This window comes from Pseudomonas sp. SWRI77, assembly GCF_014269105.1.
GTDB classification, from domain to species: Bacteria; Pseudomonadota; Gammaproteobacteria; order Pseudomonadales; family Pseudomonadaceae; genus Aquipseudomonas; species Aquipseudomonas capeferrum.
This window is the reverse complement of the sequence record NZ_JABWRV010000008.1, coordinates 121,930-144,574: the sequence shown is the minus strand read 5'-3', so window position 1 is coordinate 144,574 and position 22,645 is coordinate 121,930. Positions and strand designations below refer to the sequence as shown.

Genomic DNA, 22,645 nt, shown 5'->3' with positions numbered 1-22,645 from the left:
ATGAAGGTTTGCTCACAAGAATTTAGCAGACCTTTGGCTGATGTGTAGGAGCGGGCAAGCCCGCGCCTGCAAAACCCCACATCTACCGAGGCAAACGATCAACCCTTGGCCGAAACCTTTGGCTTTTTCAGCAGGTGCGAGAACACCGCATGCAGATCGTCCGAGGCACTCTCCTCGTCCAGGTTCAGCTTGCTGTCGATGTGGTCCATATGGTGCATCATCAAGCTCACCGCCTGCTCGGCGTCACGCGCTTCGATGGCATCGATCAGTTGCATGTGCTCGTCATAGGAGCAATGCGAGCGGTTGCCGCTTTCGTACTGGGCAATGATCAGCGAGGTCTGCGACACCAGGCTGCGCTGGAAGCTGACCAAGGGCGCATTGCCCGCCGCTTCGGCCAGCTTGAGGTGGAATTCGCCAGAAAGACGGATACCCGCCCCCCGATCGCCGCGCGAGAAGCTGTCGCGCTCCTCGCGCACCATCTGCCGCAGCTCGTTGAGCTGGTCGAGGGTGGCGTGCTGCACGGCCAGTTCGGTGATGGCGCGTTCGACCATGCGCCGCGAGAAGAACACCTGGCGCGCCTCTTCAACCGTCGGGCTGGCCACCACCGCACCACGGTTGGGCCGCAACAGCACCACGCTTTCGTGGGCCAGGCGCGACAGGGCGCGACGGATGATGGTGCGGCTGACGCCGAAGATCTCGCCCAGCGCTTCCTCGCTCAACTTGGTGCCCGGAGCCAGACGCTGTTCGAGGATCGCCTCGAAAATATGCGCGTAGACGATGTCGTCCTGGGTACCACTGCGCCCGGCTTTGCCAGTGCGCACAGGTTTTTTCAGAGGTTGCAGCTGTTCGTTCATGGGCACTCGAGCACGTGGATCCACCAGTCGGACCTTGACTGTAACGCGTGTCAGAGGGTGGCTGGCAAGTCCTGAAAAGGGATGAAGGACCAAGGTATGGCGCCATTGTACACAGGCTGACCCGTTTCTGCAGGTGGCCTTTCACATATATAGCCGTTGTACGCGCATTTGTGCGCACAAAAGATAAAACATTATTTGCATTCTTTGTACACAAAAGCATAATCCACCGTGCGACTTCCTGACCCATAAGTCAACAAAATGGTCAGGCGTCTGCCTTCCCCTCGCGGAGCCGCCAAGTGCATGCGCAGGACAATGGCTCCGACACAACAAGAAAGACTTGAGGAGTACCCGCTGTGGAAAGCCGCAAATCCGAAGCCCCTACGCTGGATCTCGCCCCACCGCTCGAAACGAGCTGGCTGGAACGGATTTTTAAACTCAAGCAACACGGCAGCACCGTCAAAACTGAAATGATCGCCGGGGTGACCACCTTCATCACCATGGCCTACATCATCTTCGTCAACCCCAACATCATGGCCGACGCCGGCATCGATCACGGCGCGGCCTTCGTCGCCACCTGCATCGCCGCAGCGCTGGGCTGCCTGCTGATGGGCCTGTATGCCAACTGGCCGGTGGGCCTGGCGCCCGGCATGGGCCTGAACGCCTTCTTCACCTACACCGTGGTCGGCACCATGGGCTACAACTGGGAAACGGCACTGGGCGCGGTATTCGTCTCGGGTGTGCTGTTCATGTTCCTCACCTTGTCGAAGGTGCGCGAGTGGCTGCTCAACAGCATCCCGTTGAGCCTGCGCCATGCGATGGGGGCCGGCGTCGGATTGTTTCTCGGACTGATCGGCCTGAAGACCGCAGGCATCATCGTCGACAGCCCGGCCACGCTGATCAAGCTGGGCTCGCTGCATGAACCCGGCCCTCTGCTGGCGGCAGTGTGCTTCCTGTCGATTGCCATCCTCAGCTACAAACGGGTATTCGGCGCGATCCTGATCAGCATCATCGGCGTCACCCTCGCCGGCTGGGGGCTGGGCCTGGTGAAGTTTGGCGGGGTGGTATCGATGCCACCGAGCCTGGCGCCGACCTGGATGGCCATGGATGTCGCCGGCGTGTTCAACGTCAGCATGATCAGCGTGGTGCTGGCGTTTCTGTTCGTGCACATGTTCGACACCGCCGGCACCCTGATGGGCGTGGCACAACGGGCCAACCTGGTGGCGCCTGATGGGCGTATCGAAAACCTGTCACGGGCGCTGAAGGCAGACAGTGCGTCCAGCGTATTCGGCGCGGTGGTCGGTGTGCCGCCGGTAACCAGCTATGTAGAAAGTGCCGCAGGCGTGGCCGCCGGTGGCCGGACTGGCCTCACGGCTGTGGTGGTGGGGCTGCTGTTCATTGCGGCGATGTTCTTCGCGCCGCTGGCCGGGATGATTCCGGCTTATGCCACTGCGGGTGCATTGATCTACGTGGCCATGCTGATGATGGGCAGCATGGCGCATATCCACTGGGACGAAGCCACCGACAGCATTCCGGCGATCGTCACAGTGATCATGATGCCGCTGACCTTCTCGGTCGCCGACGGTATTGCCCTGGGCTTTATCACCTATGTGGCATTGAAGGCGGGCACTGGCAAGTACAAGGAAATCTCGGCCAGCCTCTGGGTGCTGTGCGCCATCTTCATTGCCAAGTTCGTGTTCCTTTAAGGCATTGCTTACCCGGCTTTAGAGTTTCAGTGCATTCAAGATCAAGCGCCGCCCCCGCGGCGCTCGATCTCATGGCCACTACAACATCCAAGCCGCCCCCCATCACTTTCCGCCAGACGAAAAAAAGCCCGCCAGTGTGAGAGCGGGCCAAAGGACCTACGAAGATTCTTCTAGCGACCAACTAGCTTCCGCGATAGGTCGAATAGCTATACGGCGAGATCAGCAGCGGCACGTGGTAGTGCTCCTGCTGCTCGTCGATGCCAAAACGCAGCACAACAACATCCAGAAACGCCGTGTCCGGCAGCTGTACGCCGCGAGCACGGTAGTAGGCGCCAGCACTGAACTGCAGCTGGTAAACGCCGGTACGGTAATCGTCACCCTGCAGCAGCGGCGCATCGACGCGGCCATCGCTGTTGGTCAGGGCGGTGTTAACCAGCTCCAACTGCTGGCCTTCGACGCGGTACAGCTCGACCTTGATCGAGCTGCCCGGGCAGCCATGCGCGGCATCCAGTACGTGTGTGGTCAAACGTCCCATTGCTTGTCGCCTCTTGTTCAATCTGTGGGCAAAAAATACACGGCCATCATCACGCCAAACGGCCTGCGATGTGCGGGAATGGCGTTATTAAGACATTCCATCGCCAAATTGTACACAATTTTTTGAACCCATCCGTCGCCGCCTCCCTAAAGCCGCCATACAGTCGCAAATACAGACGCCATGCCGACACCCACGTCATTAGCTGACCAACCAGGCAGGTTTATTGCAAGGGATTCTCAGGCGACAAAAGGGAAGAAATGCGGAAAAACAGGCTTACAAAAGATTTCAGAAGTTGTATACAATCAGCCCATCCGGTGGTGCGACATCCCGACGCGGCCCGCCCACCCCCGCACTAACGCACAAGAAGGAAGACTGCAGTGAGCGCTGACTATCCTCGCGACCTGATCGGTTACGGCAACAACCCACCTCACCCGCAATGGCCGGGCAACGCCCGCATTGCACTGTCCTTCGTCCTGAACTACGAAGAAGGTGGCGAGCGCAACATCCTGCACGGTGACAAAGAGTCCGAAGCCTTCCTGTCCGAGATGGTGGCTGCCCAGCCGTTGCAGGGCCAGCGCAACATGAGCATGGAATCGCTGTATGAGTACGGCAGCCGTGCCGGCGTGTGGCGCCTGCTCAAGCTGTTCAAGGACAGCGGCGTGCCGCTGACCGTGTTCGCCGTGGCCATGGCCGCCCAGCGCCACCCGGACGTGATCCGCGCCATGGCTGAAGCCGGCCACGAGATCTGCAGCCACGGCTACCGCTGGATCGACTACCAGAACATGGATGAAGCGCAGGAGCGCGAGCACATGCTCGAGGCCATCCGCATCCTCACCGAACTGACCGGCGAGCGCCCGGTGGGCTGGTACACCGGCCGCACCGGCCCGAACACCCGCCGCCTGGTGATGGAGGAAGGTGGCTTCCTCTATGACAGCGACACCTACGACGACGACCTGCCCTACTGGGAGCCGAACAACCCGACCGGCAAGCCGCACCTGGTGATCCCCTACACCCTGGACACCAACGACATGCGCTTCACCCAGGTACAGGGCTTCAACTGCGGCGAGCAGTTCTTCCAGTACCTCAAGGACGCCTTCGATGTGCTCTACGCCGAAGGCGCCGAAGCACCGAAGATGCTCTCCATCGGCCTGCACTGCCGCCTGGTCGGCCGCCCGGCGCGCCTGGCCGCGCTGAAGCGCTTCGTCGACTACGCCAAGAGCCATGACCAGGTCTGGTTCGCCCGTCGCGCGGACATCGCCCGCCACTGGCACGCCACCCACCCGTACAAGAAAGAGAACGCCTGATGACCGCCTTCAAGACCCTCAAGCCCTCCACCCTGGGCCGTGACGCATTCGTCGCCGCCTTCGCCGACATCTACGAGCACTCGCCGTGGGTCGCTGAAAAAGCCTATGGCCTGGGCAACCTGATCGAGTTGGACGAGGTCGAGGCGCTGCACCAGCGTATGAGCGACATCCTGCTCAGCGCCAGCCACGCCGACCAGTTGGCGCTGATCAACGCTCACCCGGACCTGGCTGGCAAAGCGGCCATCCAGGGCGAGCTGACCGAATCGAGCACCAACGAGCAGGCCGGCGCCGGTATCCACCAGTGCACCGCCGAAGAGTTCGCCCGTTTCACCGAGCTCAACGACGCCTACAAGGCCAAGTTCCAGTTCCCGTTCATCATGGCGGTCAAGGGCAGCAACCGGCACCAGATCCTCGCCGCTTTCGAAAAACGCATCCACAACGACAGCGATGCCGAATTCAAGGAAGCCCTGGCGCAGATCAACCTGATCGCCCTGTTCCGTCTGCTGCAGCTGTAATTACCGCTGCAACGAACGTTAGAGCCCTTTCAAGAATAACGAACATAGAAGAGATAACCGCATGCGCACCCTGATGATCGAGCCCCTGACCAAAGAAGCCTTCGCCCCGTTCGGTGACGTGATCGAAACCGATGGCAGTGACCACTTCATGATCAACAACGGCTCGACCATGCGCTTTCACAAGCTCGCCACGGTCGAGACCGCCGAGCCTGAAGACAAAGCGATCATCAGCATCTTCCGCGCCGACGCGCTGGACATGCCGCTGACCGTACGCATGCTGGAACGCCATCCGCTGGGCAGCCAGGCTTTCATCCCGCTGCTCGGCAACCCCTTTCTGATCGTGGTCGCGCCCGTTGGCGATGCACCTGTATCAGGTTTGGTCCGCGCCTTCCGCAGTAACGGCAGGCAGGGCATCAATTACCATCGCGGCGTCTGGCACCACCCGGTGCTGACGATCGAAAAGCGGGATGATTTCCTGGTGGTTGATCGCAGTGGTTCTGGCAACAACTGCGATGAGCATTACTTCACCGAGGAACAGATGCTGATCCTCAATCCCCACCAATAAGAAAAGGTCGATCATCGCAAGGTGATTGGCAGAGGTACATACTGTGGAAGCACACCTTCACGAATGGCTGAACCTGAGCATTCGCTGGGTTCACATGATCACCGGTGTCGCCTGGATCGGTGCATCGTTCTACTTCGTCTGGCTGGAGAACCACCTGAACCGAAGCAACCCGCGCGATGGGTTGTCGGGTGATCTCTGGGCGATTCACGGCGGTGGTATCTACCACCTGGAGAAATACAAACTCGCACCCCCGAAAATGCCCGAGAACCTGCACTGGTTCAAATGGGAAGCCTACTTCACCTGGATGTCCGGTATCGCCCTGCTGTGCGTGGTGTTCTACTGGAACCCGGCCCTGTACCTGCTGGCCCCTGGCAGCACCCTGAGCGGTGCCGAAGGCGTGGCCATCGGTATCGGTTCGCTGATCGCTGGCTGGTTCATCTACGACTTCCTGTGCGACTCGCCCCTGGGCAAGAAGCCAGCGCTGCTCGGTGGTGTGCTGTTCGTGCTGATCATCGCCGCCTGCTGGGGCTTCAGCCTGGTGTTCAGCGGCCGTGGCGCATACCTGCACACCGGCGCGATCATCGGCACCATCATGGTCGGCAACGTGTTCCGCATCATCATGCCGGCCCAGCGCCAGCTGGTGGCCGCGATCGAGAGCAACACCACCCCGGACCCGCGCCTGCCGGCCAAGGGGCTGCTGCGCTCGCGCCACAACAACTACTTCACCCTGCCGGTGCTGTTCATCATGATCAGCAACCATTTCCCGAGCACCTACGGTAGCCAGTACAACTGGCTGATCCTGGCCGGTATCGCAGTAGCCGCGGTTCTGATCCGCCACTACTTCAACACCCGCCACGACAGCAACAAGTACGCCTGGACCCTGCCGGTAGGCGCCCTGGCGATGATCTGCCTGGCCTACGTCACCGGCCCGAAACCGATGGCCGTAAGCCCTGAGCAAGCCGCAGCGAAGATCGAGTACCAGCCGCTGCCTGCAACTGCTGTCGGTGGCAAGACCGCTGCCGAGCAGCGCGCCGAGGACGCCGCCAAGGCTGCGCAAGCGCCAGCCGCACCTGCGCAAGCACCGGCCCAGGCCGCTGCCCAGGCCGGTGGTGGCGACTTTGACAAGATCCACAATGTCATCCAGGAACGCTGCACCGTGTGCCACTCGTCGAAACCGACCAGCCCACTGTTCAGCGCCGCCCCTGCCGGCGTGATGTTCGACACCCCGCAGCAGATCCAGGCCCAGGCCGCGCGCATCCAGGCGCAAGCGGTCGCCAGCCAGATCATGCCGCTGGGCAACATCACCCAGATGACCACCGAAGAGCGCAAGCTCGTTGGTGACTGGATCGCCAAAGGCGCCCAGGTCAACTGATAGAAGCCGCAAGCTTCAAGCCTCAAGCTGTAAGTCGTAGGTAACAAGCAAGCATCGAGCGTCAAGCTCCAACGCGGATCACCAAGCTTCTTCTTGAAGCTTGCCGCTTGGAGCTTGACGCTTGGATCCGAGAATAAAAACAAAACTCGAGGTGCTGCATGTCCGAGTCACGCAAGGCGTACATCCCTGTTGCGCCGCCGCGTCAGCCTCTGCCCCTGTTCCAACTGATTCTGGTAGGCCTGCAACATGTACTGCTGATGTACGGAGGCGCGATTGCCGTGCCTTTGATCATTGGCCAGGCTGCTGGATTGTCCCGTGAAGAAGTTGCCTTCCTGATCAACGCCGACCTGCTGGTTGCAGGCGTCGCCACCATCATCCAGTCGTTCGGTATCGGCCCGGTAGGGATCCGCATGCCGGTGATGATGGGTGCCAGCTTCGCTGCCGTCGGCAGCATGGTGGCCATGGCCGGCATGCCCGGCGTGGGCTTGCAGGGGATCTTCGGCGCGACCATCGCCGCCGGGTTCTTCGGCATGCTGATCGCGCCCTTCATGTCCAAGGTCGTGCGCTTCTTCCCGCCCCTGGTTACCGGTACCGTGATCACCTCGATCGGCCTGTCGCTGTTCCCGGTTGCGGTCAACTGGGCCGGTGGCGGCCATGAAGCAGAAGCCTTCGGTTCGCCCATCTACCTGATGGTCGCGGGCCTGGTGCTGGCCGTGATCCTGTTGATCAACCGCTTCATGCGCGGCTTCTGGGTCAACGTTTCGGTGCTGGTGGGCATGGGCCTGGGTTACATCCTGGCCGGCTCCATCGGCATGGTCGACCTGTCTGGCCTGAGCCAGGCACCGTGGCTGCAAGTGGTGACCCCACTGCACTTCGGCATGCCGACCTTCAGCCTGGCGCCGATCCTGTCGATGTGCCTGGTGGTGGTGATCATCTTCGTCGAGTCCACGGGCATGTTCCTCGCCCTGGGCAAGGTGACCGATCGTGAAGTCACCCCCGGCATGCTGCGTCGCGGCCTGCTGTGCGATGCCGGCGCGTCGTTCATCGCGGGCTTCTTCAACACCTTCACCCATTCCTCGTTCGCCCAGAACATCGGCCTGGTGCAGATGACCGGGGTACGCTGCCGCTACGTTACCGTGGTGGCCGGTGCGCTGTTGATCATGCTCAGCCTGCTGCCCAAGGCGGCCTACCTGATTGCCTCGATCCCGCCTGCGGTACTGGGCGGCGCGTCCATTGCCATGTTCGGCATGGTCACCGCCACCGGGATCAAGATTCTTCAGGAAGCGGACATCGGCGACCGTCGCAACCAGTTGCTGGTGGCGGTGAGCGTCGGTTTCGGGCTGATCCCCGTGGTGCGCCCGGATTTCTTCGCGCAGATGCCGCAGTGGATGGAACCGATCACCCACAGTGGCATCGCCATGGCCACGGTCAGCGCCCTGGTGTTGAACGTGTTGTTCAACATCCTCGGTGGCGCCGACCGCGCAGCGCATAACGACGCCTGTCACCAGCATTGAGCCCGAGGGGCGGCGCATTGGCCGCCCCTCACTCAAACCCGCAGTAACCGCTACACCGTCGGCCCGCCGGAATGGGCCGCTCGGGGCGCCCCTGCGCGCTAAAAACACCGCCAACAAAAACAATAAGTCCGGGAATCACAACATGAAGCGCATCACCTCGTCCCTGTTGTTGGGCAGCAGCCTGCTGGCCACCCTCCCCTCGCATGCAGGCGAATGGCTGCAATGGCACGGCGAAAGCCTGAGCTACCTGTACGGCAAGGACTTCAAGGTCAACCCTGGTATCCAGCAGACCATCACGTTCGAGCACGCCAACAAATGGAAGTACGGCGACACCTTCATGTTCGTCGACAAGATTTTCTACAATGGCAAGGCCGACCCCGGCAAAGGCGTGACCACCTACTACGGTGAATTCAGCCCGCGCCTGTCGCTTGGCAAGATGACCGGCCACAAATTCGAGTTCGGCCCGATCAAGGATGTGCTGATCGCCATGACCTACGAGCGTGGCGAAGGCGACAACGAGGCCTACCTGATCGGCCCCGGTTTCGATCTGGCCGTCCCCGGCTTCAACTATTTCACCTTGAACTTCTACGTGCGCAACACCGAGGGCAGCCGCCCTGGGGACAACGTCTGGCAGATCACCCCGGCGTGGTCCTACACCATCCCCGTGGGCCGCTCCGACATCCTGATCGACGGTTACATGGACTGGGTGGTGGACAACGACCAGACCCGCCGCGGCACCTACCACGCCAACCTGCAGTTCAACCCACAGGTCAAGTATGACCTGGGCAAGGCCCTGAACCTGGGCGCCAAGCAGTTGTACGTAGGCTTTGAATACAGCTACTGGAAGGACAAGTACGGCATCGACAGCCGTGGCAACGTGGACAGTAATCAGAGCGTCGCCAGCGCCCTGGTCAAAGTCCATTTCTAAGAAACTGACCAAACGCACAAGTTTGTTTCACAGCGCTCCAGGACGGGGCACTTGAGGACCGGCGCGCAAGCCAGTAATCTGCGCGCCCCCTCGCTCAGGGCAGAACGGATTCTGCCTGCGTTTACTGACCGCTCAGTCAATGAATTCGGGCGGTTGGCCAACGTGTTGCCAGCCTGAAAAACCCTTTTCATCCGTTCAGAACGTAGTCGAGCAGGAAGGTTGTGCCAGCCCCGAAAAGTTGGCGCAGCTCTTGCCAAACAGCTGTGGCCTATCGAAAAAAGCTGACTCAAAAGACAAAAAAGCGCCAACAACGAGCGCTGACAACAGATCAATCAAGGGAGCGACACTCGCAATGCGTACCATCAACAGCCTGATCCTCGCCGGCGGCCTGCTGGCCTGCGGCACCACCTTCGGCGGCGACCTGCTGCAGTGGCAGAACAACAGCCTCACCTACCTATGGGGCAAGAACTTCAAGGTCAACCCCGAGATCCAGCAGACGGTGACGTTCGAGCATGCCGATGGCTGGAAGTACGGCGACAACTTCATCTTCGTCGACAAGATCTTCTACCAGGGCAAGAAAGACGCCGGGAACGGCCCCAACACCTACTACGGTGAAATCAGCCCGCGCCTGTCGTTTGGCAAGATCTTCGACCAGAAGCTGGCGTTCGGCCCGGTCAAGGACGTGCTGTTGGCGATGACCTACGAGTTTGGCGAGGGGGATACCGAGTCTTACCTGATCGGCCCTGGCTTCGACCTGGACATTCCGGGCTTCGACTACTTCCAACTGAACTTCTACCAGCGCACCACCGACGGCAGCCGTGCGGGTGACAACGTCTGGCAGATTACCCCGGTGTGGTCGTACACCATCCCTGTGGGCTCGTCCGACATCCTCATCGACGGTTTCATGGACTGGGTGGTGGACAACGACGAGAACCGTCGCGGTACCTACCAGGCCAACCTGCACTTCAACCCGCAGGTCAAATATGACCTGGGCAAGGCGTTGCACCTGGGTGAGAAGCAGCTGTACGTAGGTTTTGAGTACGACTACTGGAAGAACAAGTACGGCATCAAGGACAGCGATGCATTCACGACCGACCAGAATACGGCGAGCTTCCTGGTCAAGGTTCACTTCTGACCTGAAAGACCACAGGGGCCGCATTGCGGCCCCTGTGTCACGGTCACTGAGCCGGGCGCATTACCCGCCACAACTTGCTCAAACCGCTTACGACCGCCAACACGGCAGCGCCCGCAACAATGCCCACACCCCCGTTGAGCAATGCGCCCGTCAGCGCCCCGCCGCGCCCTTCGCTGAACGCCTCGATCGCATGATGCAACGGCCCGATGCCATGCACCAGAATCCCGCCGCCGACCAAGAACATCGCCGCAGTGCCGATCACCGACAGGCTTTTCATCATGTAAGGCGCCGCGCGCAGGATGCCGTTACCCACCACCTGGGCCAGCTTCGATGCCTTCTGCGTCATCCACAGGCCCAGGTCATCGAGCTTGACGATGCCGCCCACCAGCCCGTAAACGCCGATGGTCATGACAATGGCGATACCCGACAGTACGATGATCTGCTGGGTCAACGGCGCATCGGCTACGGTGCCCAGGGTAATGGCGATGATTTCTGCCGAGAGAATGAAGTCGGTGCGCACCGCGCCTTTGATCTTGGTTTTCTCGAAGGCCACCAGGTCGACATTGGCGTCGGCCACGGCTTCCTTGCGCGCCTCATGCTGCGCCTCGTCCTCTTCCTTGCTGTGCAAGAACTTGTGCGCGAGCTTTTCGAAGCCCTCGTAGCACAGGTAAGCGCCGCCGATCATCAACAAGGGCGTTACCGCCCAAGGGATGAACGCACTGATCAGCAACGCCGCCGGCACCAGGATCGCCTTGTTGACGAACGAGCCCTTGGCCACCGCCCACACCACCGGGATCTCGCGCTCGGCGCGTACGCCAGTGACCTGCTGAGCATTGAGCGCCAGGTCGTCGCCCAATACGCCAGCAGTCTTCTTCGCCGCGACTTTGGTCATGAGTGACACGTCGTCGAGCACCGTGGCGATGTCGTCGATCAGTACCAGTAGACTGCTGCCTGCCATGTTTGCCTGTTTCCCGTGAAATGAATGCGCCGGAGTCTAGCCCAAAGTCGCTGCCTTGAGCGCCCGTCGAGCCCGGTGCTACCATGCCCGATCCCTCTTAGAGGTGGCCAGACACGAGGAAGATCCCTGACCATGAGCACCATTCGCGAGCGCAACAAGGAACTGATCCTGCGCGCGGCCAGCGAGGAATTCGCCGACAAGGGCTTCGCCGCCACCAAGACCAGCGATATCGCGGCCAAGGCCGGCCTGCCCAAGCCAAACGTGTACTACTACTTCAAATCCAAGGACAACCTCTACCGCGAGGTCCTGGAGAGCATCATCGCGCCGATCATGCAGGCCTCGACGCCGTTCAATGCCGACGGTGACCCCAAGGAAGTGTTGAGTTCGTACATTCGCTCGAAGATCCGCATCTCGCGCGACCTGCCGCATGCATCCAAGGTGTTTGCCAGCGAGATCATGCACGGTGCGCCGCATTTGTCGCCCAACCAGGTCGAGCAGCTCAACGAACAGGCGCGGCACAACATCGAGTGCATCCAGGGCTGGATCGAGCGCGGGCAGATTGCCAATGTGGATGCGCATCACCTGATGTTCAGCATCTGGGCGGCGACCCAGACCTATGCCGATTTCGATTGGCAGATCTCGGCGGTGACGGGCAAGGCCAAGCTGGCCGACAGTGATTATGACGCGGCGGCCGAGACCATCATCCGGCTGGTGCTCAAGGGCTGTGAGCCTGAGGCGGCCTGATCGGGCCAATGGGGCTGCTATGCAGCCCAGGCCGCTCCTGTAGGAGCGGCCTTGTGTCGCGATGGGCCGCAAAGCGGCCCCAACAATCTAAGTTATTACGCCACCACCCCCGCATCCGCCGTCAACCCAACCTCCTCGATCGCACTGATCGCGCACTGCTCGTCGATATCCGACGTATCGCCGCTGATCCCTACCGCACCCAGCACCTTGCCGTCCTGATCACGAATCAATACGCCACCCGGCGCCGGCACCACCGGCCGCTCCCCTAACCCATTCAGCGCGGCAAAGAACGCCGGCCGTTGCTGCGCATCCAGTGCCAGCAAACGCGAGCCCTTGCCCAAGGCAATCGCACCCCAGGCTTTACCGGTGGCCACTTCCGGGCGAATCAGGCTAGCGCCATCTTCCCGCTGCAGCGCCAGCAAGTGCCCGCCCGCATCCAGCACCGCCACGGTCAGTGGCGCCGCATTGATCTTGCGGCCTGCGGCCAGCGCGGCATTCACCAGGCTTACCGCGACTTTCAGGTTCAGAACGTTCATGAAAAGGTCCTCTTCTTGTTGTGAGAAGCCCTGAGGGCAGTTGAAAACCGATGACCTAAATAGAACACAACGAAAGATATTTTTGTATACAATATTTTTAAACGATCGTACCAGATCCGACAGAACCCAGTTTTCACGGGCTCTCCGACGAAAGCCACCTTCCCCGATGAAAATCCATTGACCTAGCCCGCCAGGCGTGAATACACTCTGTCGCAAAGCAAGTTGTATACAATTACAAAATCGATGAGGCACAACCCATGAGCAAAATGAGAGCAATCGATGCAGCCGTTCTGGTCATGCGCCGTGAAGGTGTAGATACCGCGTTCGGCATCCCAGGGGCTGCCATCAACCCGCTGTACTCAGCCCTGAAAAAAGTCGGTGGCATCGATCACGTCCTCGCTCGTCACGTCGAAGGTGCCTCGCACATGGCCGAGGGCTACACCCGTGCCAACCCGGGCAACATCGGCGTGTGCATCGGTACCTCCGGCCCTGCCGGCACCGACATGGTCACCGGCCTGTACAGCGCGTCGGCCGACTCCATTCCAATCCTCTGCATCACTGGCCAAGCCCCGCGTGCACGTCTGCACAAGGAAGACTTCCAGGCCGTCGACATCACCAGCATCGTCAAGCCGGTCACCAAGTGGGCCACCACCGTACTGGAGCCAGGCCAAGTGCCTTACGCGTTCCAGAAGGCCTTCTATGAAATGCGTACCGGCCGCCCAGGCCCGGTACTGATCGACCTGCCGTTCGATGTGCAGATGGCCGAAATCGAATTCGACATCGACGCCTACGAGCCACTGGCCGTCAACAAGCCATCCGCCACCCGCGTCCAGGCCGAAAAAGCCCTGGCCCTGCTCAACGATGCCGAACGCCCACTGCTGGTTGCAGGTGGCGGCATCATCAACGCCGACGCCAGCGACAAGCTGGTCGAGTTCGCCGAGCTGACCGGCGTACCGGTGATCCCGACCCTGATGGGCTGGGGCACCATCCCGGACGACCACGCCCTGATGGTCGGCATGGTCGGCCTGCAGACTTCGCACCGCTACGGCAACGCCACCCTGCTGAAATCCGACCTGGTGTTCGGTATCGGTAACCGTTGGGCCAACCGCCACACCGGCTCCGTCGATGTTTACACCGAAGGCCGCAAATTCGTGCACGTGGACATCGAGCCCACCCAGATCGGCCGCGTGTTCACTCCCGACCTGGGCATTGTCTCGGACGCCGGCAAGGCGCTGGACGTGTTCCTCGAAGTGGCCCGCGAGTGGAAAGCCGCCGGCAAGCTCAAGGACCGCAGCGCCTGGCTGGAAGACTGCCAGCAGCGCAAGGCCAGCCTGCAGCGCAAGACCCACTTCGACAACGTGCCGGTCAAGCCGCAGCGCGTGTACGAAGAGATGAACCAGGTATTCGGCAAGGACACCTGCTACGTCAGCACCATCGGCCTGTCGCAGATCGCCGGTGCGCAGTTCCTGCACGTGTACAAGCCACGCAACTGGATCAACTGCGGCCAGGCCGGCCCGCTGGGCTGGACCATCCCTGCCGCCCTGGGCGTGGTCAAGGCCGACCCATCGCGCAAGGTTGTCGCCCTGTCGGGTGACTACGACTTCCAGTTCATGATCGAAGAACTGGCTGTCGGTGCGCAGTTCAACCTGCCGTACGTTCACGTGCTGGTGAACAACGCCTACCTCGGCCTGATCCGCCAGGCGCAGCGTGGCTTCGACATGGATTACTGTGTACAACTGGCGTTCGAGAACATCAACTCGACCGACGCTGCCAGCTACGGTGTCGACCACGTTGCCGTGGTCGAAGGCCTGGGCTGCAAGGCCATCCGCGTATTCGAACCAGGCGAAATCGCCCCTGCCCTGCTCAAGGCGCAGAAGATGGCCGAAGAGTTCCGCGTGCCGGTTGTGGTCGAGGTGATCCTCGAGCGTGTCACCAACATTTCCATGGGTACCGAGATCAACGCCGTCAACGAGTTCGAAGACTTGGCCCTGGTCGGCAACGACGCGCCAACCGCGATCTCGATGCTCGACTGATTGCCTGACGCCCCCGTGCATCCCGCCTATGTGGCGCCGGGGGCTTTAATCTGCAAGGAGACAACCATGCCTCGCTTCGCTGCCAACCTGTCCATGCTGTTCACCGAACAGGACTTCCTGGCCCGCTTCAAGGCCGCCGCCGATGCTGGTTTCAGCGGTGTCGAATACCTCTTCCCGTACGATTTCAGCGCTGCCGAAATCAAGCAACAGCTCGACGCTCACGGCCTGACCCAGGTGCTGTTCAACCTGCCGGCCGGCGATTGGGGCAAAGGTGAACGCGGTATTGCCTGCCACCCGGACCGCGTCGAAGAATTCCGCGCCGGCGTCGACAAGGCCATCGAATACGCCAAGGTACTGGGCAACACCCAGGTCAACGCTTTGGCCGGCATTCGCCCGCAGGGCCTGCAGTGCGCCGACGTGCGCAAGACCTTCGTCGACAACCTGCGCTTTGCCGCCGACAAGCTCAAGGCCGCAGGCATTCGCCTGGTCATGGAAATGATCAACACCCGCGACATCCCGGGCTTCTACCTGAACACCACCCAGCAAGCGCTGGACATCCAGGCCGAAGTCGGCAGCGACAACCTGTTCCTGCAGTACGACATCTACCACATGCAGATCATGGAAGGTGACCTGGCCCGCACCATTGAGGGCAACCTGAAACTGATCAACCACATCCAGCTGGCCGACAACCCGGGCCGCAACGAACCAGGCACCGGCGAGATCAACTACCGCTTCCTGTTCGAGCACCTGGACCGCATCGGCTACCAGGGCTGGGTGGGCGCAGAATACAAGCCACTGACCACGACCGAAGCAGGTCTGGGCTGGCTGAAGACCCATAACGCAATTTAAGGGCGAATACGCACTTTGTAGGAGCGGCCTTGCGTCGCAATGGGCTGCGCAGCAGCCCCGGCAATCTTTGCTGTGGCCGAAATTCTGGGGGCGCTGCGCCCCCTTTCCGACCGGTCCGGCGCCCCGGCAAGGCCGCTCCTACAATGGGACGCGTCGCCTGCTCCATCGAGATTCAACAAATACAACGAGGTAATCTCTCATGGCTAAAATCGGTTTTATCGGCACCGGCATCATGGGCAAGCCCATGGCTCAGAACCTGCAAAAAGCAGGTCACAGCCTGTTCGTCTCCACCCACCACGATGCTGCCCCGGCCGACCTGATCGCCGCCGGCGCCGTGGCCCTGGCCAACCCGAAAGAAGTTGCCCAGGAAGCTGAGTTCATCATCGTCATGGTCCCCGACACCCCACAGGTCGAAGCCGTCCTGTTCGGTGAAAACGGCGTGGCCGAAGGTGTGGGCCCGAACAAGGTAGTGATCGACATGAGTTCGATCTCCCCTACCGCCACCAAGGCCTTCGCCGAGAAGATCAAGGCCACTGGCGCCGCCTACCTGGACGCCCCGGTGTCCGGCGGTGAAGTCGGTGCCAAGGCTGCGACCCTGAGCATCATGGTCGGCGGTTGCCCGAAAGCCTTCGAGCGCGCACTGCCGCTGTTCGAAGCCATGGGCAAGAACATCACCCGCGTGGGTGGCAACGGCGACGGCCAGACCGCCAAGGTCGCCAACCAGATCATCGTCGCCCTGAACATCCAGGCCGTCAGCGAAGCGCTGCTGTTCGCCGCCAAGAACGGCGCCGACCCTGCCAAGGTGCGTGAAGCACTGATGGGCGGCTTCGCTTCGTCGAAAATCCTCGAAGTACACGCCGAGCGCATGATCAAAGGCACCTTCGACCCAGGCTTCCGCATCAACCTGCACCAGAAGGACCTGAACCTGGCCCTGCAAGGCGCCAAGGAGCTGGGCATCAACCTGCCCAACACCTCCAACGCCCAGCAAGTGTTCAACACCTGCCAGGCCCTGGGCGGCGGCAACTGGGACCACTCGGCGCTGATCAAAGGCCTGGAGCACATGGCCAACTTCTCGATCCGCGACGAGAAATAAGCTTCAAGCTGTAAGCCTCGAGCGGCAAGCAAAAGCAGGTCTGCTTTTACTTGTGGCTTGTAGCTTGAAGCTTGCAGCTCTGGGGACCGCCCCTGGTTCGGCCTGCACGGAGGCAGTTCCAGGGGCGTTTTCGATTCTGCAGAACAACAATAATTGGGAGCCTGCCATGTCGGTCGATCCGCAAAAAATTCTTCGCGAGCTGTTCGACACAGCCATCGCCGCCGCCCACCCGCGCCAAGTCCTCGAACCCTACCTGCCCGCCGACCGTAGCGGTCGGGTCATCGTCATCGGCGCCGGCAAGGCCGCAGCCGCCATGGCCGAAGTGGTCGAGAAAAGCTGGCAGGGCGAAGTGTCCGGCCTCGTCGTCACCCGCTACGGCCACGGTGCCAACTGCCAGAAGATCGAGGTGGTCGAAGCCGCCCACCCGGTCCCCGATGCCGCCGGCCTGGCCGTGGCCAAACGCGTGCTGGAACTGGTCAGCAACCTGAACGAAGACGACCGCGTCATCTTCCTATTGTCTGGCGGCGGTTCCGCCCTGTTGGCCCTGCCTGCCGAGGGCCTGACCCTGGCCGACAAGCAGCACATCAACAAGGCACTGCTCAAGTCTGGCGCCACCATCGGCGAGATGAACTGCGTACGCAAGCACCTCTCGGCGATCAAGGGCGGCCGCCTGGCCAAAGCCTGCTGGCCGGCCACCGTCTACACCTATGCGATTTCCGATGTGCCTGGCGACCTGGCCACCGTCATCGCCTCCGGCCCCACCGTCGCCGACCCGAGCACCAGCGCCGACGCCCTGGCCATCCTCAAGCGCTACAGCATCGACGCGCCCAAGGCGGTTATCGACTGGCTCAACAACCCGGCTTCGGAAACCGTCAAGGCCGATGACCCGGCCCTGGCTCGCAGCCATTTCCAATTGATCGCCAAGCCCCAGCAGTCGCTGGAAGCCGCTGCGGTCAAAGCCCGCCAGGCCGGTTTCAGCCCGCTGATACTCGGCGACCTGGAAGGCGAATCGCGCGAAGTGGCCAAGGTGCACGCCGGTATTGCCCGGCAGATCGTGCTGCACGGCCAGCCGCTCAAGGCGCCCTGCGTGATCCTCTCTGGCGGCGAAACCACCGTCACCGTGCGCGGCAACGGCCGTGGCGGGCGCAACGCCGAGTTCCTGCTCAGCCTCACGGAGAACCTCAAGGGCCTGCCAGGCGTGTACGCCCTGGCCGGCGACACCGACGGCATCGATGGCTCCGAAGAAAACGCCGGTGCCTTCATGACCCCGGGCAGCTACGCCCGTGCCGAAGCCCTGGGCCTTTCGGCCAGCGACGAGTTGGACAACAACAACGGCTACGGCTACTTCGCCGCGCTCGATGCGTTGATCGTCACCGAGCCGACGCGCACCAACGTCAACGACTTCCGCGCCATCCTGATCCTCGAGACTCCGCAATCATGACGCCTGATAAAAAAGTCAAAATCCTCGCCACCCTCGGCCCTGCGACCCAGGGTATCGACGACATCCGCCAGCTGGTCGAAGCCGGGGTGAACATCTTCCGCCTCAACTTCAGCCACGGCGAGCACGCCGACCACGCCATGCGCTACCAGTGGATCCGCGAAGTCGAGCAGCAACTGAACTACCCGCTGGGCATCCTCATGGACTTGCAGGGGCCGAAGCTGCGCGTTGGCCGCTTTGCCGAAGGCAAGGTGCAACTGCAGCGCGGCCAGGCCCTGCGCCTGGACCTGGACAAAGCCCCGGGCGACAACCGCCGGGTCAACCTGCCACACCCGGAGATCATCGCCGCGTTAGAGCCAGGCATGGACCTGCTGCTCGACGACGGCAAGCTGCGCCTGCGGGTGACCGCCAAGCACAGCGATGCCATCGACACCGAAGTGCTGGCCGGTGGCGAGCTGTCCGACCGCAAGGGCGTCAACGTGCCGCAAGCAGTGCTGGCGCTCTCCCCGCTGACTGAAAAAGACCGTCTCGACCTGACCTTTGGCCTTGAACTGGGCGTGGACTGGGTAGCCCTGTCGTTCGTGCAGCGCCCGGAAGACATCACCGAAGCGCGCCAGTTGATCGGTGACCGCGCCTACCTGATGGCCAAGATCGAGAAGCCGTCCGCCGTCGAACAACTGCAAGCGATCGCCGAGCTGTCCGACGCGATCATGGTGGCCCGTGGCGACCTGGGCGTGGAAGTGCCGGCCGAAAGCGTGCCGCAGATCCAGAAACGCATCATCGACACCTGCCGCCAGCTGGGCAAACCGGTGGTGGTGGCCACGCAGATGCTTGAGTCGATGCGCTTCTCGCCAGCCCCGACCCGTGCCGAAGTCACCGACGTGGCCAACGCCGTGGCCGAAGGTGCCGATGCGGTGATGCTGTCGGCCGAGACTGCGTCGGGCGATTACCCGCTGGAAGCTGTGCAGATGATGAGCAAGATCATCCGCCAGGTGGAGAACGGCCCGGACTACCAGGCCCAGCTCGACGTTGGCCGGCCAAAAGCCGAGGCCACCGTGTCGGACGCCATCAGCTGCGCGATCCGCCGTATCAGCGGCATCCTGCCGGTGGCGGTGCTGGTCAACTACAGCGAGTCGGGCGCCTCGACCCTGCGCGCCGCCCGCGAGCGACCACGGGCACCGATCCTCAACCTGACGCCGAACTTGAACACCGCGCGCCGCCTGAGCGTGGCCTGGGGCGTGCACTCGGTGGTCAACGACCGCCTGCGCCAGGTTGACGAGATCTGCTCGACCGCGCTGGAGATTGCCCAGGCCCAAGGCATGGCCAGCCGCGGTGACACGCTGCTGATCACCGCTGGTGTGCCTTTCGGCAAGCCAGGCTCGACTAATACGCTACGGATCGAGACCTTGGTCTGATCCCGGGCCCTTTCGCGGGGCAAGCCCGCTCCCACAGGGACTGCATGGCATTCAATTGCCTTGCGCCTGTGGGAGCGGGCTTGCCTCGCGAATGGAGGGCAAAGCCCTCCCCGAACACCGTTACACCAGACCTGCGGAAAACCCGAGGCCCAAAGAGGCCCACCGCTCAACCCTCAACCTTACCGACTGCCCCATGTACACCAAAAATTTCGTCAACCCGTGCCCTGACTGGGCCACGGCGCTGCTCAACGGCTTCAGCCAAGTGCTGCTGCTGCGCAACCCCCTGTGCGGCCTGTGCTGCCTGCTGGCCATCCTGCTGACCGCCCCCAGCCTGGTCGGTGGCGCCCTGCTCGGCGCCCTCGCCGGCCTGCTCACTGCACAACGGCGCGGCTACGACCGCGCCGACCGCCAAGCCGGCTTGTACTGCTACAACGGCGTGCTGATCGGCATCCTGATCAGTGCGGTGCTGCCATGGTCGGCCATCCTGCCGCCGCTAATCATTGCCGCTGGCGGGCTGTCGAGCATCATCACCCACCAGTGGCGCAAGCGCGGCGGCAAGTTGCTGGTCGCCTACACCGCCCCCTTCGTCCTGCTCGGCTGGGGTACCCTGCTGCTGGCCGAGCCCTCGACCGCACTCCCTGTCGAAGCCGACCCGCTGTCTGCGCTGCTGCGTGGCGTGGGCCAGGTGTTCTTGCTCGACAAGCCAATGGCGGGCCTGCTGATCGTCATCGGCATGTACCTTGCCAATCCTTATGCAGCAACCTGGGCGGTGATCGGCTCTGCCATCGGCGGTGGCGTCGCATTACTGACCGACCAGACGCAGGTAGCCTGGATGGGTTTGTACGGCTTCAACGCCGCATTGGCAGCGTTGGCGTTCAGCAGGCAAGGCGAGCGACCAGGGGTGACACTGCTGGCGATTGCACTGGCCCTGCTGCTGCAACCCCTGTTCGCCTTGTTGCCGGTGGCCGGGCTGACCGCCCCCTTCGTCACAGCCTGCTGGCTCATGCACCTGGGCAACTACCTGGCTCAACTCAATCAGCGGCGCAATGCATCCCGCTTGCACAGCTGAAACGCAGCCCCTAGGCTCAGCCCATCGCTTTCTTTATCGCTTTGTGGACGAGCCAATGAACAACCCTGCGAGCCTGCGCGAGCGGCTCTACATCATCGTCTTCCAGACCGACACCGTGGCTGGAAGACGCTTCGACAAAACCCTCCTGCTGATCATCCTCGCCAGCCTGGTCACGGTGATCCTCGACAGCATCGACGCTGTCCATCAGGGCTACGCCGGCCTGCTGGCGGGCATCGAATGGGGTTTCACCGCGATCTTCCTGGCCGAATACCTGACGCGCCTGTACTGCTCGCCCAAACCCTTGCGCTACGCCTTCAGCTTCTACGGCCTGGTCGACCTGCTGGCGATCGTCCCTGGAGTCATCGCCCTCTATTACAGCGACGCGCAGTACCTGCTGATCATTCGCGTGATCCGCATGCTGCGGATCTTCCGCGTGCTCAAGCTCGGCCAGTACCTCAAGCAGGCCAACTACCTGATGGCGGCGCTGCGCGGCAGCAAGCAGAAGATCATCGTGTTCCTGGTCACCGTGTCGACCCTGGTGACCGTGTTCGGCACCTTGATGTACGTGATCGAAGGGCCGGAGCATGGCTTTACCAGCATTCCCAAAGGCATCTATTGGGCGATTGTCACCCTGACCACTGTAGGCTTTGGCGACATTGTGCCGAAGACCCCGCTGGGCCAGGTGCTGTCGTCGCTGGTGATGATTACCGGTTACTCGATCATTGCCGTGCCTACCGGCATCTTCACCGCAGAGCTGGCCAACGCCATGCGTGGTGAACAGTTGCAGCATGACTGCCCCACCTGCCGCAAGAACAGCCACGAACACGGCGCCGCATTCTGCTCGCGTTGTGGCAATGCGCTGTTTCCCAAGCGGGAATAACCAAAGCGTTTTTTGTTCTTTAAACAGCAGCAAGGCACCCGCTATAGTCGCTGGCACTCTGCCCAATACTGTTCAAGAACAAGGAATGCGTCGTGAAAAAACTGTTCACTGCTTCGCTGCTGGCCGCGGGCCTTGCCCTGGGCAACTTCGCCCAGGCGGCCCCGACCCTGCTCAACGTCTCCTACGACGTGATGCGTGACTTCTACAAGGACTACAACTCAGCGTTCCAGAAGCACTGGGAGGCCGAGCACAACGAGAAGGTCAACGTGCAGATGTCCTTCGGCGGTTCGAGCAAGCAGGCGCGTGCAGTCATCGATGGCCTGCCGGCCGATGTCATCACCATGAACATGGCCACCGACATCAATGCCTTGGTCGATCACGGCAAACTGGTGCCGGACAACTGGGTGACCCGCCTGCCGAACAACAGCGCGCCGTTCACCTCGGCCACCGTGTTCATCGTGCGCAAGGGCAACCCCAAGGCACTGAAAGACTGGCCCGACCTGCTCAAGGACGGCGTGCAGGTGATCGTGCCCAACCCCAAGACCTCGGGTAACGGCCGCTATACCTACCTGTCGGCGTGGGGCTATGTGCTCAAGCAAGGCGGTGACGAGGCCAAGGCCCGTGACTTCGTCGGCAAGCTGTTCAAGCAGGCGCCAGTCCTTGATACCGGTGGCCGCGCCGCCACCACCACCTTCATGACCAACCAGATCGGTGACGTGCTGGTGACCTTCGAGAACGAAGCCGAAATGATCGCCCGCGAGTTCGGCCGCGACCAGTTCGAAGTGGTCTACCCAAGTGTGTCCGCCGAAGCCGAGCCACCGGTGAGCGTGGTCGACAGGGTGGTGGCGAAGAAAGGTACCCAGGCAGTGGCCGAGGAGTACCTGAAGTACCTGTGGTCGCCAGAAGCCCAGGAAATCGCGGCCAACAACTACCTGCGCCCACGCGATGCGGCAGTGCTGGCCAAGTACACCGACCGCTTCCCGAAAGTGGACTTCCTGTCGGTGGAGAAGACCTTTGGCGACTGGCGCACCGTGCAAAAAACCCACTTCAACGACGGGGGCGTGTTCGACCAGATCTACACCAATCAGTAATTGACCCAGCCAGTGTCGGCCTCTGTGGCAGCGGGTTTACCCGCGCAGAGGCCAGTGCTGGCAACACACCCCATCGAACTTTCCCCACCCCCACCAATCAGTTCCTTGAGTAAC

Annotated in this window: 21 protein-coding genes; 17 read left to right on the top strand and 4 right to left on the bottom strand. The window is 61.8% G+C overall.

The features are described 5' to 3' along the window. Window positions 1–98: 98 nt before the first annotated feature. On the bottom strand, window positions 99–854 hold the full coding sequence (locus HU766_RS10935; protein WP_047583646.1) for a GntR family transcriptional regulator: 756 nt from the start codon (window positions 852–854) through the stop codon (window positions 99–101). 383 nt (window positions 855–1,237) lie between these two features. Between HU766_RS10935 and HU766_RS10930 the strand changes: the two genes are divergently transcribed. Continuing rightward, a complete protein-coding gene (locus HU766_RS10930) occupies window positions 1,238–2,557 on the top strand; it encodes an NCS2 family permease (RefSeq protein ID WP_156311365.1) in 1,320 nt (439 codons plus the stop codon). A gap of 181 nt (window positions 2,558–2,738) precedes the next feature. Here the strand turns inward: HU766_RS10930 and uraH are convergent, their stop codons facing one another. Then, window positions 2,739–3,092, bottom strand: coding sequence for a hydroxyisourate hydrolase (gene uraH / locus HU766_RS10925; RefSeq protein WP_008091641.1), 354 nt, complete (start codon window positions 3,090–3,092; stop codon window positions 2,739–2,741). A 377-nt stretch (window positions 3,093–3,469) separates the two neighbouring features. Here uraH and puuE point away from each other — a divergent pair, with 377 nt between their 5' ends. The 7 genes from puuE (at window position 3,470) to HU766_RS10890 (ending at window position 10,425) form a co-directional block, all read left to right on the top strand. Further along, on the top strand, window positions 3,470–4,396 hold the full coding sequence (puuE, locus tag HU766_RS10920) for an allantoinase PuuE (protein ID WP_019471481.1): 927 nt from the start codon (window positions 3,470–3,472) through the stop codon (window positions 4,394–4,396). Then, window positions 4,396–4,911 carry a 2-oxo-4-hydroxy-4-carboxy-5-ureidoimidazoline decarboxylase gene (gene uraD / locus HU766_RS10915; RefSeq protein WP_033699383.1) on the top strand — a complete coding sequence of 172 codons (516 nt, stop codon included), beginning with the start codon at window positions 4,396–4,398 and terminating at the stop codon, window positions 4,909–4,911. The genes puuE and uraD overlap by 1 nt, the downstream gene beginning before the upstream one ends. Window positions 4,912–4,972: 61 nt before the next feature. Continuing rightward, the gene (locus HU766_RS10910; protein ID WP_027592958.1) at window positions 4,973–5,476 is read left to right on the top strand and encodes an ureidoglycolate lyase; all 504 of its coding nucleotides are present in this window, start codon (window positions 4,973–4,975) and stop codon (window positions 5,474–5,476) included. 43 nt (window positions 5,477–5,519) lie between these two features. Beyond that, window positions 5,520–6,848: a urate hydroxylase PuuD gene (locus HU766_RS10905; protein ID WP_033699385.1), complete on the top strand. Its 1,329-nt coding sequence runs from the start codon at window positions 5,520–5,522 to the stop codon at window positions 6,846–6,848. 158 nt (window positions 6,849–7,006) lie between these two features. Next, window positions 7,007–8,362 (top strand): nucleobase:cation symporter-2 family protein, encoded by a 1,356-nt coding sequence (locus HU766_RS10900; RefSeq protein WP_033699386.1) that lies wholly within the window; start codon window positions 7,007–7,009, stop codon window positions 8,360–8,362. 142 nt (window positions 8,363–8,504) lie between these two features. Beyond that, a complete protein-coding gene (locus HU766_RS10895; protein WP_186656403.1) occupies window positions 8,505–9,290 on the top strand; it encodes an outer membrane protein OmpK in 786 nt (261 codons plus the stop codon). Between the two features lie 352 nt (window positions 9,291–9,642). After that, window positions 9,643–10,425, top strand: coding sequence for an outer membrane protein OmpK (locus tag HU766_RS10890; protein ID WP_027592962.1), 783 nt, complete (start codon window positions 9,643–9,645; stop codon window positions 10,423–10,425). Window positions 10,426–10,468: 43 nt separating this feature from the next. On the opposite strand, the gene HU766_RS10885 is transcribed toward HU766_RS10890, so the two are convergent. Beyond that, complete coding sequence (locus HU766_RS10885) at window positions 10,469–11,383, bottom strand: DUF808 domain-containing protein (protein ID WP_033699388.1); 915 nt, start codon at window positions 11,381–11,383, stop codon at window positions 10,469–10,471. A 132-nt stretch (window positions 11,384–11,515) separates the two neighbouring features. Here HU766_RS10885 and HU766_RS10880 point away from each other — a divergent pair, with 132 nt between their 5' ends. Then, complete coding sequence (locus HU766_RS10880) at window positions 11,516–12,127, top strand: TetR/AcrR family transcriptional regulator (protein ID WP_033699390.1); 612 nt, start codon at window positions 11,516–11,518, stop codon at window positions 12,125–12,127. A 95-nt stretch (window positions 12,128–12,222) separates the two neighbouring features. On the opposite strand, the gene HU766_RS10875 is transcribed toward HU766_RS10880, so the two are convergent. Further along, complete coding sequence (locus tag HU766_RS10875) at window positions 12,223–12,663, bottom strand: heme-binding protein (RefSeq protein ID WP_186656401.1); 441 nt, start codon at window positions 12,661–12,663, stop codon at window positions 12,223–12,225. Window positions 12,664–12,920: 257 nt separating this feature from the next. Between HU766_RS10875 and gcl the strand changes: the two genes are divergently transcribed. The 8 genes from gcl (at window position 12,921) to HU766_RS10835 (ending at window position 22,531) form a co-directional block, all read left to right on the top strand. Next, window positions 12,921–14,696 (top strand): glyoxylate carboligase, encoded by a 1,776-nt coding sequence (gcl, locus tag HU766_RS10870; RefSeq protein WP_033699393.1) that lies wholly within the window; start codon window positions 12,921–12,923, stop codon window positions 14,694–14,696. Between the two features lie 66 nt (window positions 14,697–14,762). Continuing rightward, window positions 14,763–15,545, top strand: coding sequence for a hydroxypyruvate isomerase (gene hyi / locus HU766_RS10865; RefSeq protein ID WP_033699395.1), 783 nt, complete (start codon window positions 14,763–14,765; stop codon window positions 15,543–15,545). Between the two features lie 199 nt (window positions 15,546–15,744). Further along, a complete protein-coding gene (locus tag HU766_RS10860) occupies window positions 15,745–16,638 on the top strand; it encodes a 2-hydroxy-3-oxopropionate reductase (RefSeq protein ID WP_033699398.1) in 894 nt (297 codons plus the stop codon). A gap of 166 nt (window positions 16,639–16,804) precedes the next feature. Next, window positions 16,805–18,079 (top strand): glycerate kinase, encoded by a 1,275-nt coding sequence (locus HU766_RS10855; protein ID WP_033699399.1) that lies wholly within the window; start codon window positions 16,805–16,807, stop codon window positions 18,077–18,079. Further along, the gene (gene pyk / locus HU766_RS10850) at window positions 18,076–19,491 is read left to right on the top strand and encodes a pyruvate kinase (RefSeq protein WP_186656398.1); all 1,416 of its coding nucleotides are present in this window, start codon (window positions 18,076–18,078) and stop codon (window positions 19,489–19,491) included. The genes HU766_RS10855 and pyk overlap by 4 nt, the downstream gene beginning before the upstream one ends. A gap of 193 nt (window positions 19,492–19,684) precedes the next feature. Beyond that, window positions 19,685–20,560: an urea transporter gene (locus HU766_RS10845; protein ID WP_186656396.1), complete on the top strand. Its 876-nt coding sequence runs from the start codon at window positions 19,685–19,687 to the stop codon at window positions 20,558–20,560. A gap of 55 nt (window positions 20,561–20,615) precedes the next feature. Beyond that, window positions 20,616–21,440 carry an ion transporter gene (locus HU766_RS10840; RefSeq protein ID WP_033699404.1) on the top strand — a complete coding sequence of 275 codons (825 nt, stop codon included), beginning with the start codon at window positions 20,616–20,618 and terminating at the stop codon, window positions 21,438–21,440. A 92-nt stretch (window positions 21,441–21,532) separates the two neighbouring features. Then, complete coding sequence (locus HU766_RS10835; RefSeq protein WP_186656394.1) at window positions 21,533–22,531, top strand: sulfate ABC transporter substrate-binding protein; 999 nt, start codon at window positions 21,533–21,535, stop codon at window positions 22,529–22,531. The last annotated feature ends 114 nt before the right edge of the window (window positions 22,532–22,645 follow it).

Bases quoted from the DNA above. Each gene is read 5' to 3' on its own strand.
- HU766_RS10935 (WP_047583646.1), bottom strand. From the start codon at position 854: ATGAACGAACAGCTGCAACCTCTGAAAAAACCTGTGCGCACTGGCAAA.
- uraH (WP_008091641.1), bottom strand. From the start codon at position 3,092: ATGGGACGTTTGACCACACACGTACTGGATGCCGCGCATGGCTGCCCG.
- uraD (WP_033699383.1), top strand. From the start codon at position 4,396: ATGACCGCCTTCAAGACCCTCAAGCCCTCCACCCTGGGCCGTGACGCA.
- HU766_RS10910 (WP_027592958.1), top strand. From the start codon at position 4,973: ATGCGCACCCTGATGATCGAGCCCCTGACCAAAGAAGCCTTCGCCCCG.
- HU766_RS10900 (WP_033699386.1), top strand. From the start codon at position 7,007: ATGTCCGAGTCACGCAAGGCGTACATCCCTGTTGCGCCGCCGCGTCAG.
- HU766_RS10895 (WP_186656403.1), top strand. From the start codon at position 8,505: ATGAAGCGCATCACCTCGTCCCTGTTGTTGGGCAGCAGCCTGCTGGCC.
- HU766_RS10890 (WP_027592962.1), top strand. From the start codon at position 9,643: ATGCGTACCATCAACAGCCTGATCCTCGCCGGCGGCCTGCTGGCCTGC.
- HU766_RS10885 (WP_033699388.1), bottom strand. From the start codon at position 11,383: ATGGCAGGCAGCAGTCTACTGGTACTGATCGACGACATCGCCACGGTG.
- HU766_RS10880 (WP_033699390.1), top strand. From the start codon at position 11,516: ATGAGCACCATTCGCGAGCGCAACAAGGAACTGATCCTGCGCGCGGCC.
- HU766_RS10875 (WP_186656401.1), bottom strand. From the start codon at position 12,663: ATGAACGTTCTGAACCTGAAAGTCGCGGTAAGCCTGGTGAATGCCGCG.
- gcl (WP_033699393.1), top strand. From the start codon at position 12,921: ATGAGCAAAATGAGAGCAATCGATGCAGCCGTTCTGGTCATGCGCCGT.
- hyi (WP_033699395.1), top strand. From the start codon at position 14,763: ATGCCTCGCTTCGCTGCCAACCTGTCCATGCTGTTCACCGAACAGGAC.
- HU766_RS10860 (WP_033699398.1), top strand. From the start codon at position 15,745: ATGGCTAAAATCGGTTTTATCGGCACCGGCATCATGGGCAAGCCCATG.
- HU766_RS10855 (WP_033699399.1), top strand. From the start codon at position 16,805: ATGTCGGTCGATCCGCAAAAAATTCTTCGCGAGCTGTTCGACACAGCC.
- pyk (WP_186656398.1), top strand. From the start codon at position 18,076: ATGACGCCTGATAAAAAAGTCAAAATCCTCGCCACCCTCGGCCCTGCG.
- HU766_RS10845 (WP_186656396.1), top strand. From the start codon at position 19,685: ATGTACACCAAAAATTTCGTCAACCCGTGCCCTGACTGGGCCACGGCG.
- HU766_RS10840 (WP_033699404.1), top strand. From the start codon at position 20,616: ATGAACAACCCTGCGAGCCTGCGCGAGCGGCTCTACATCATCGTCTTC.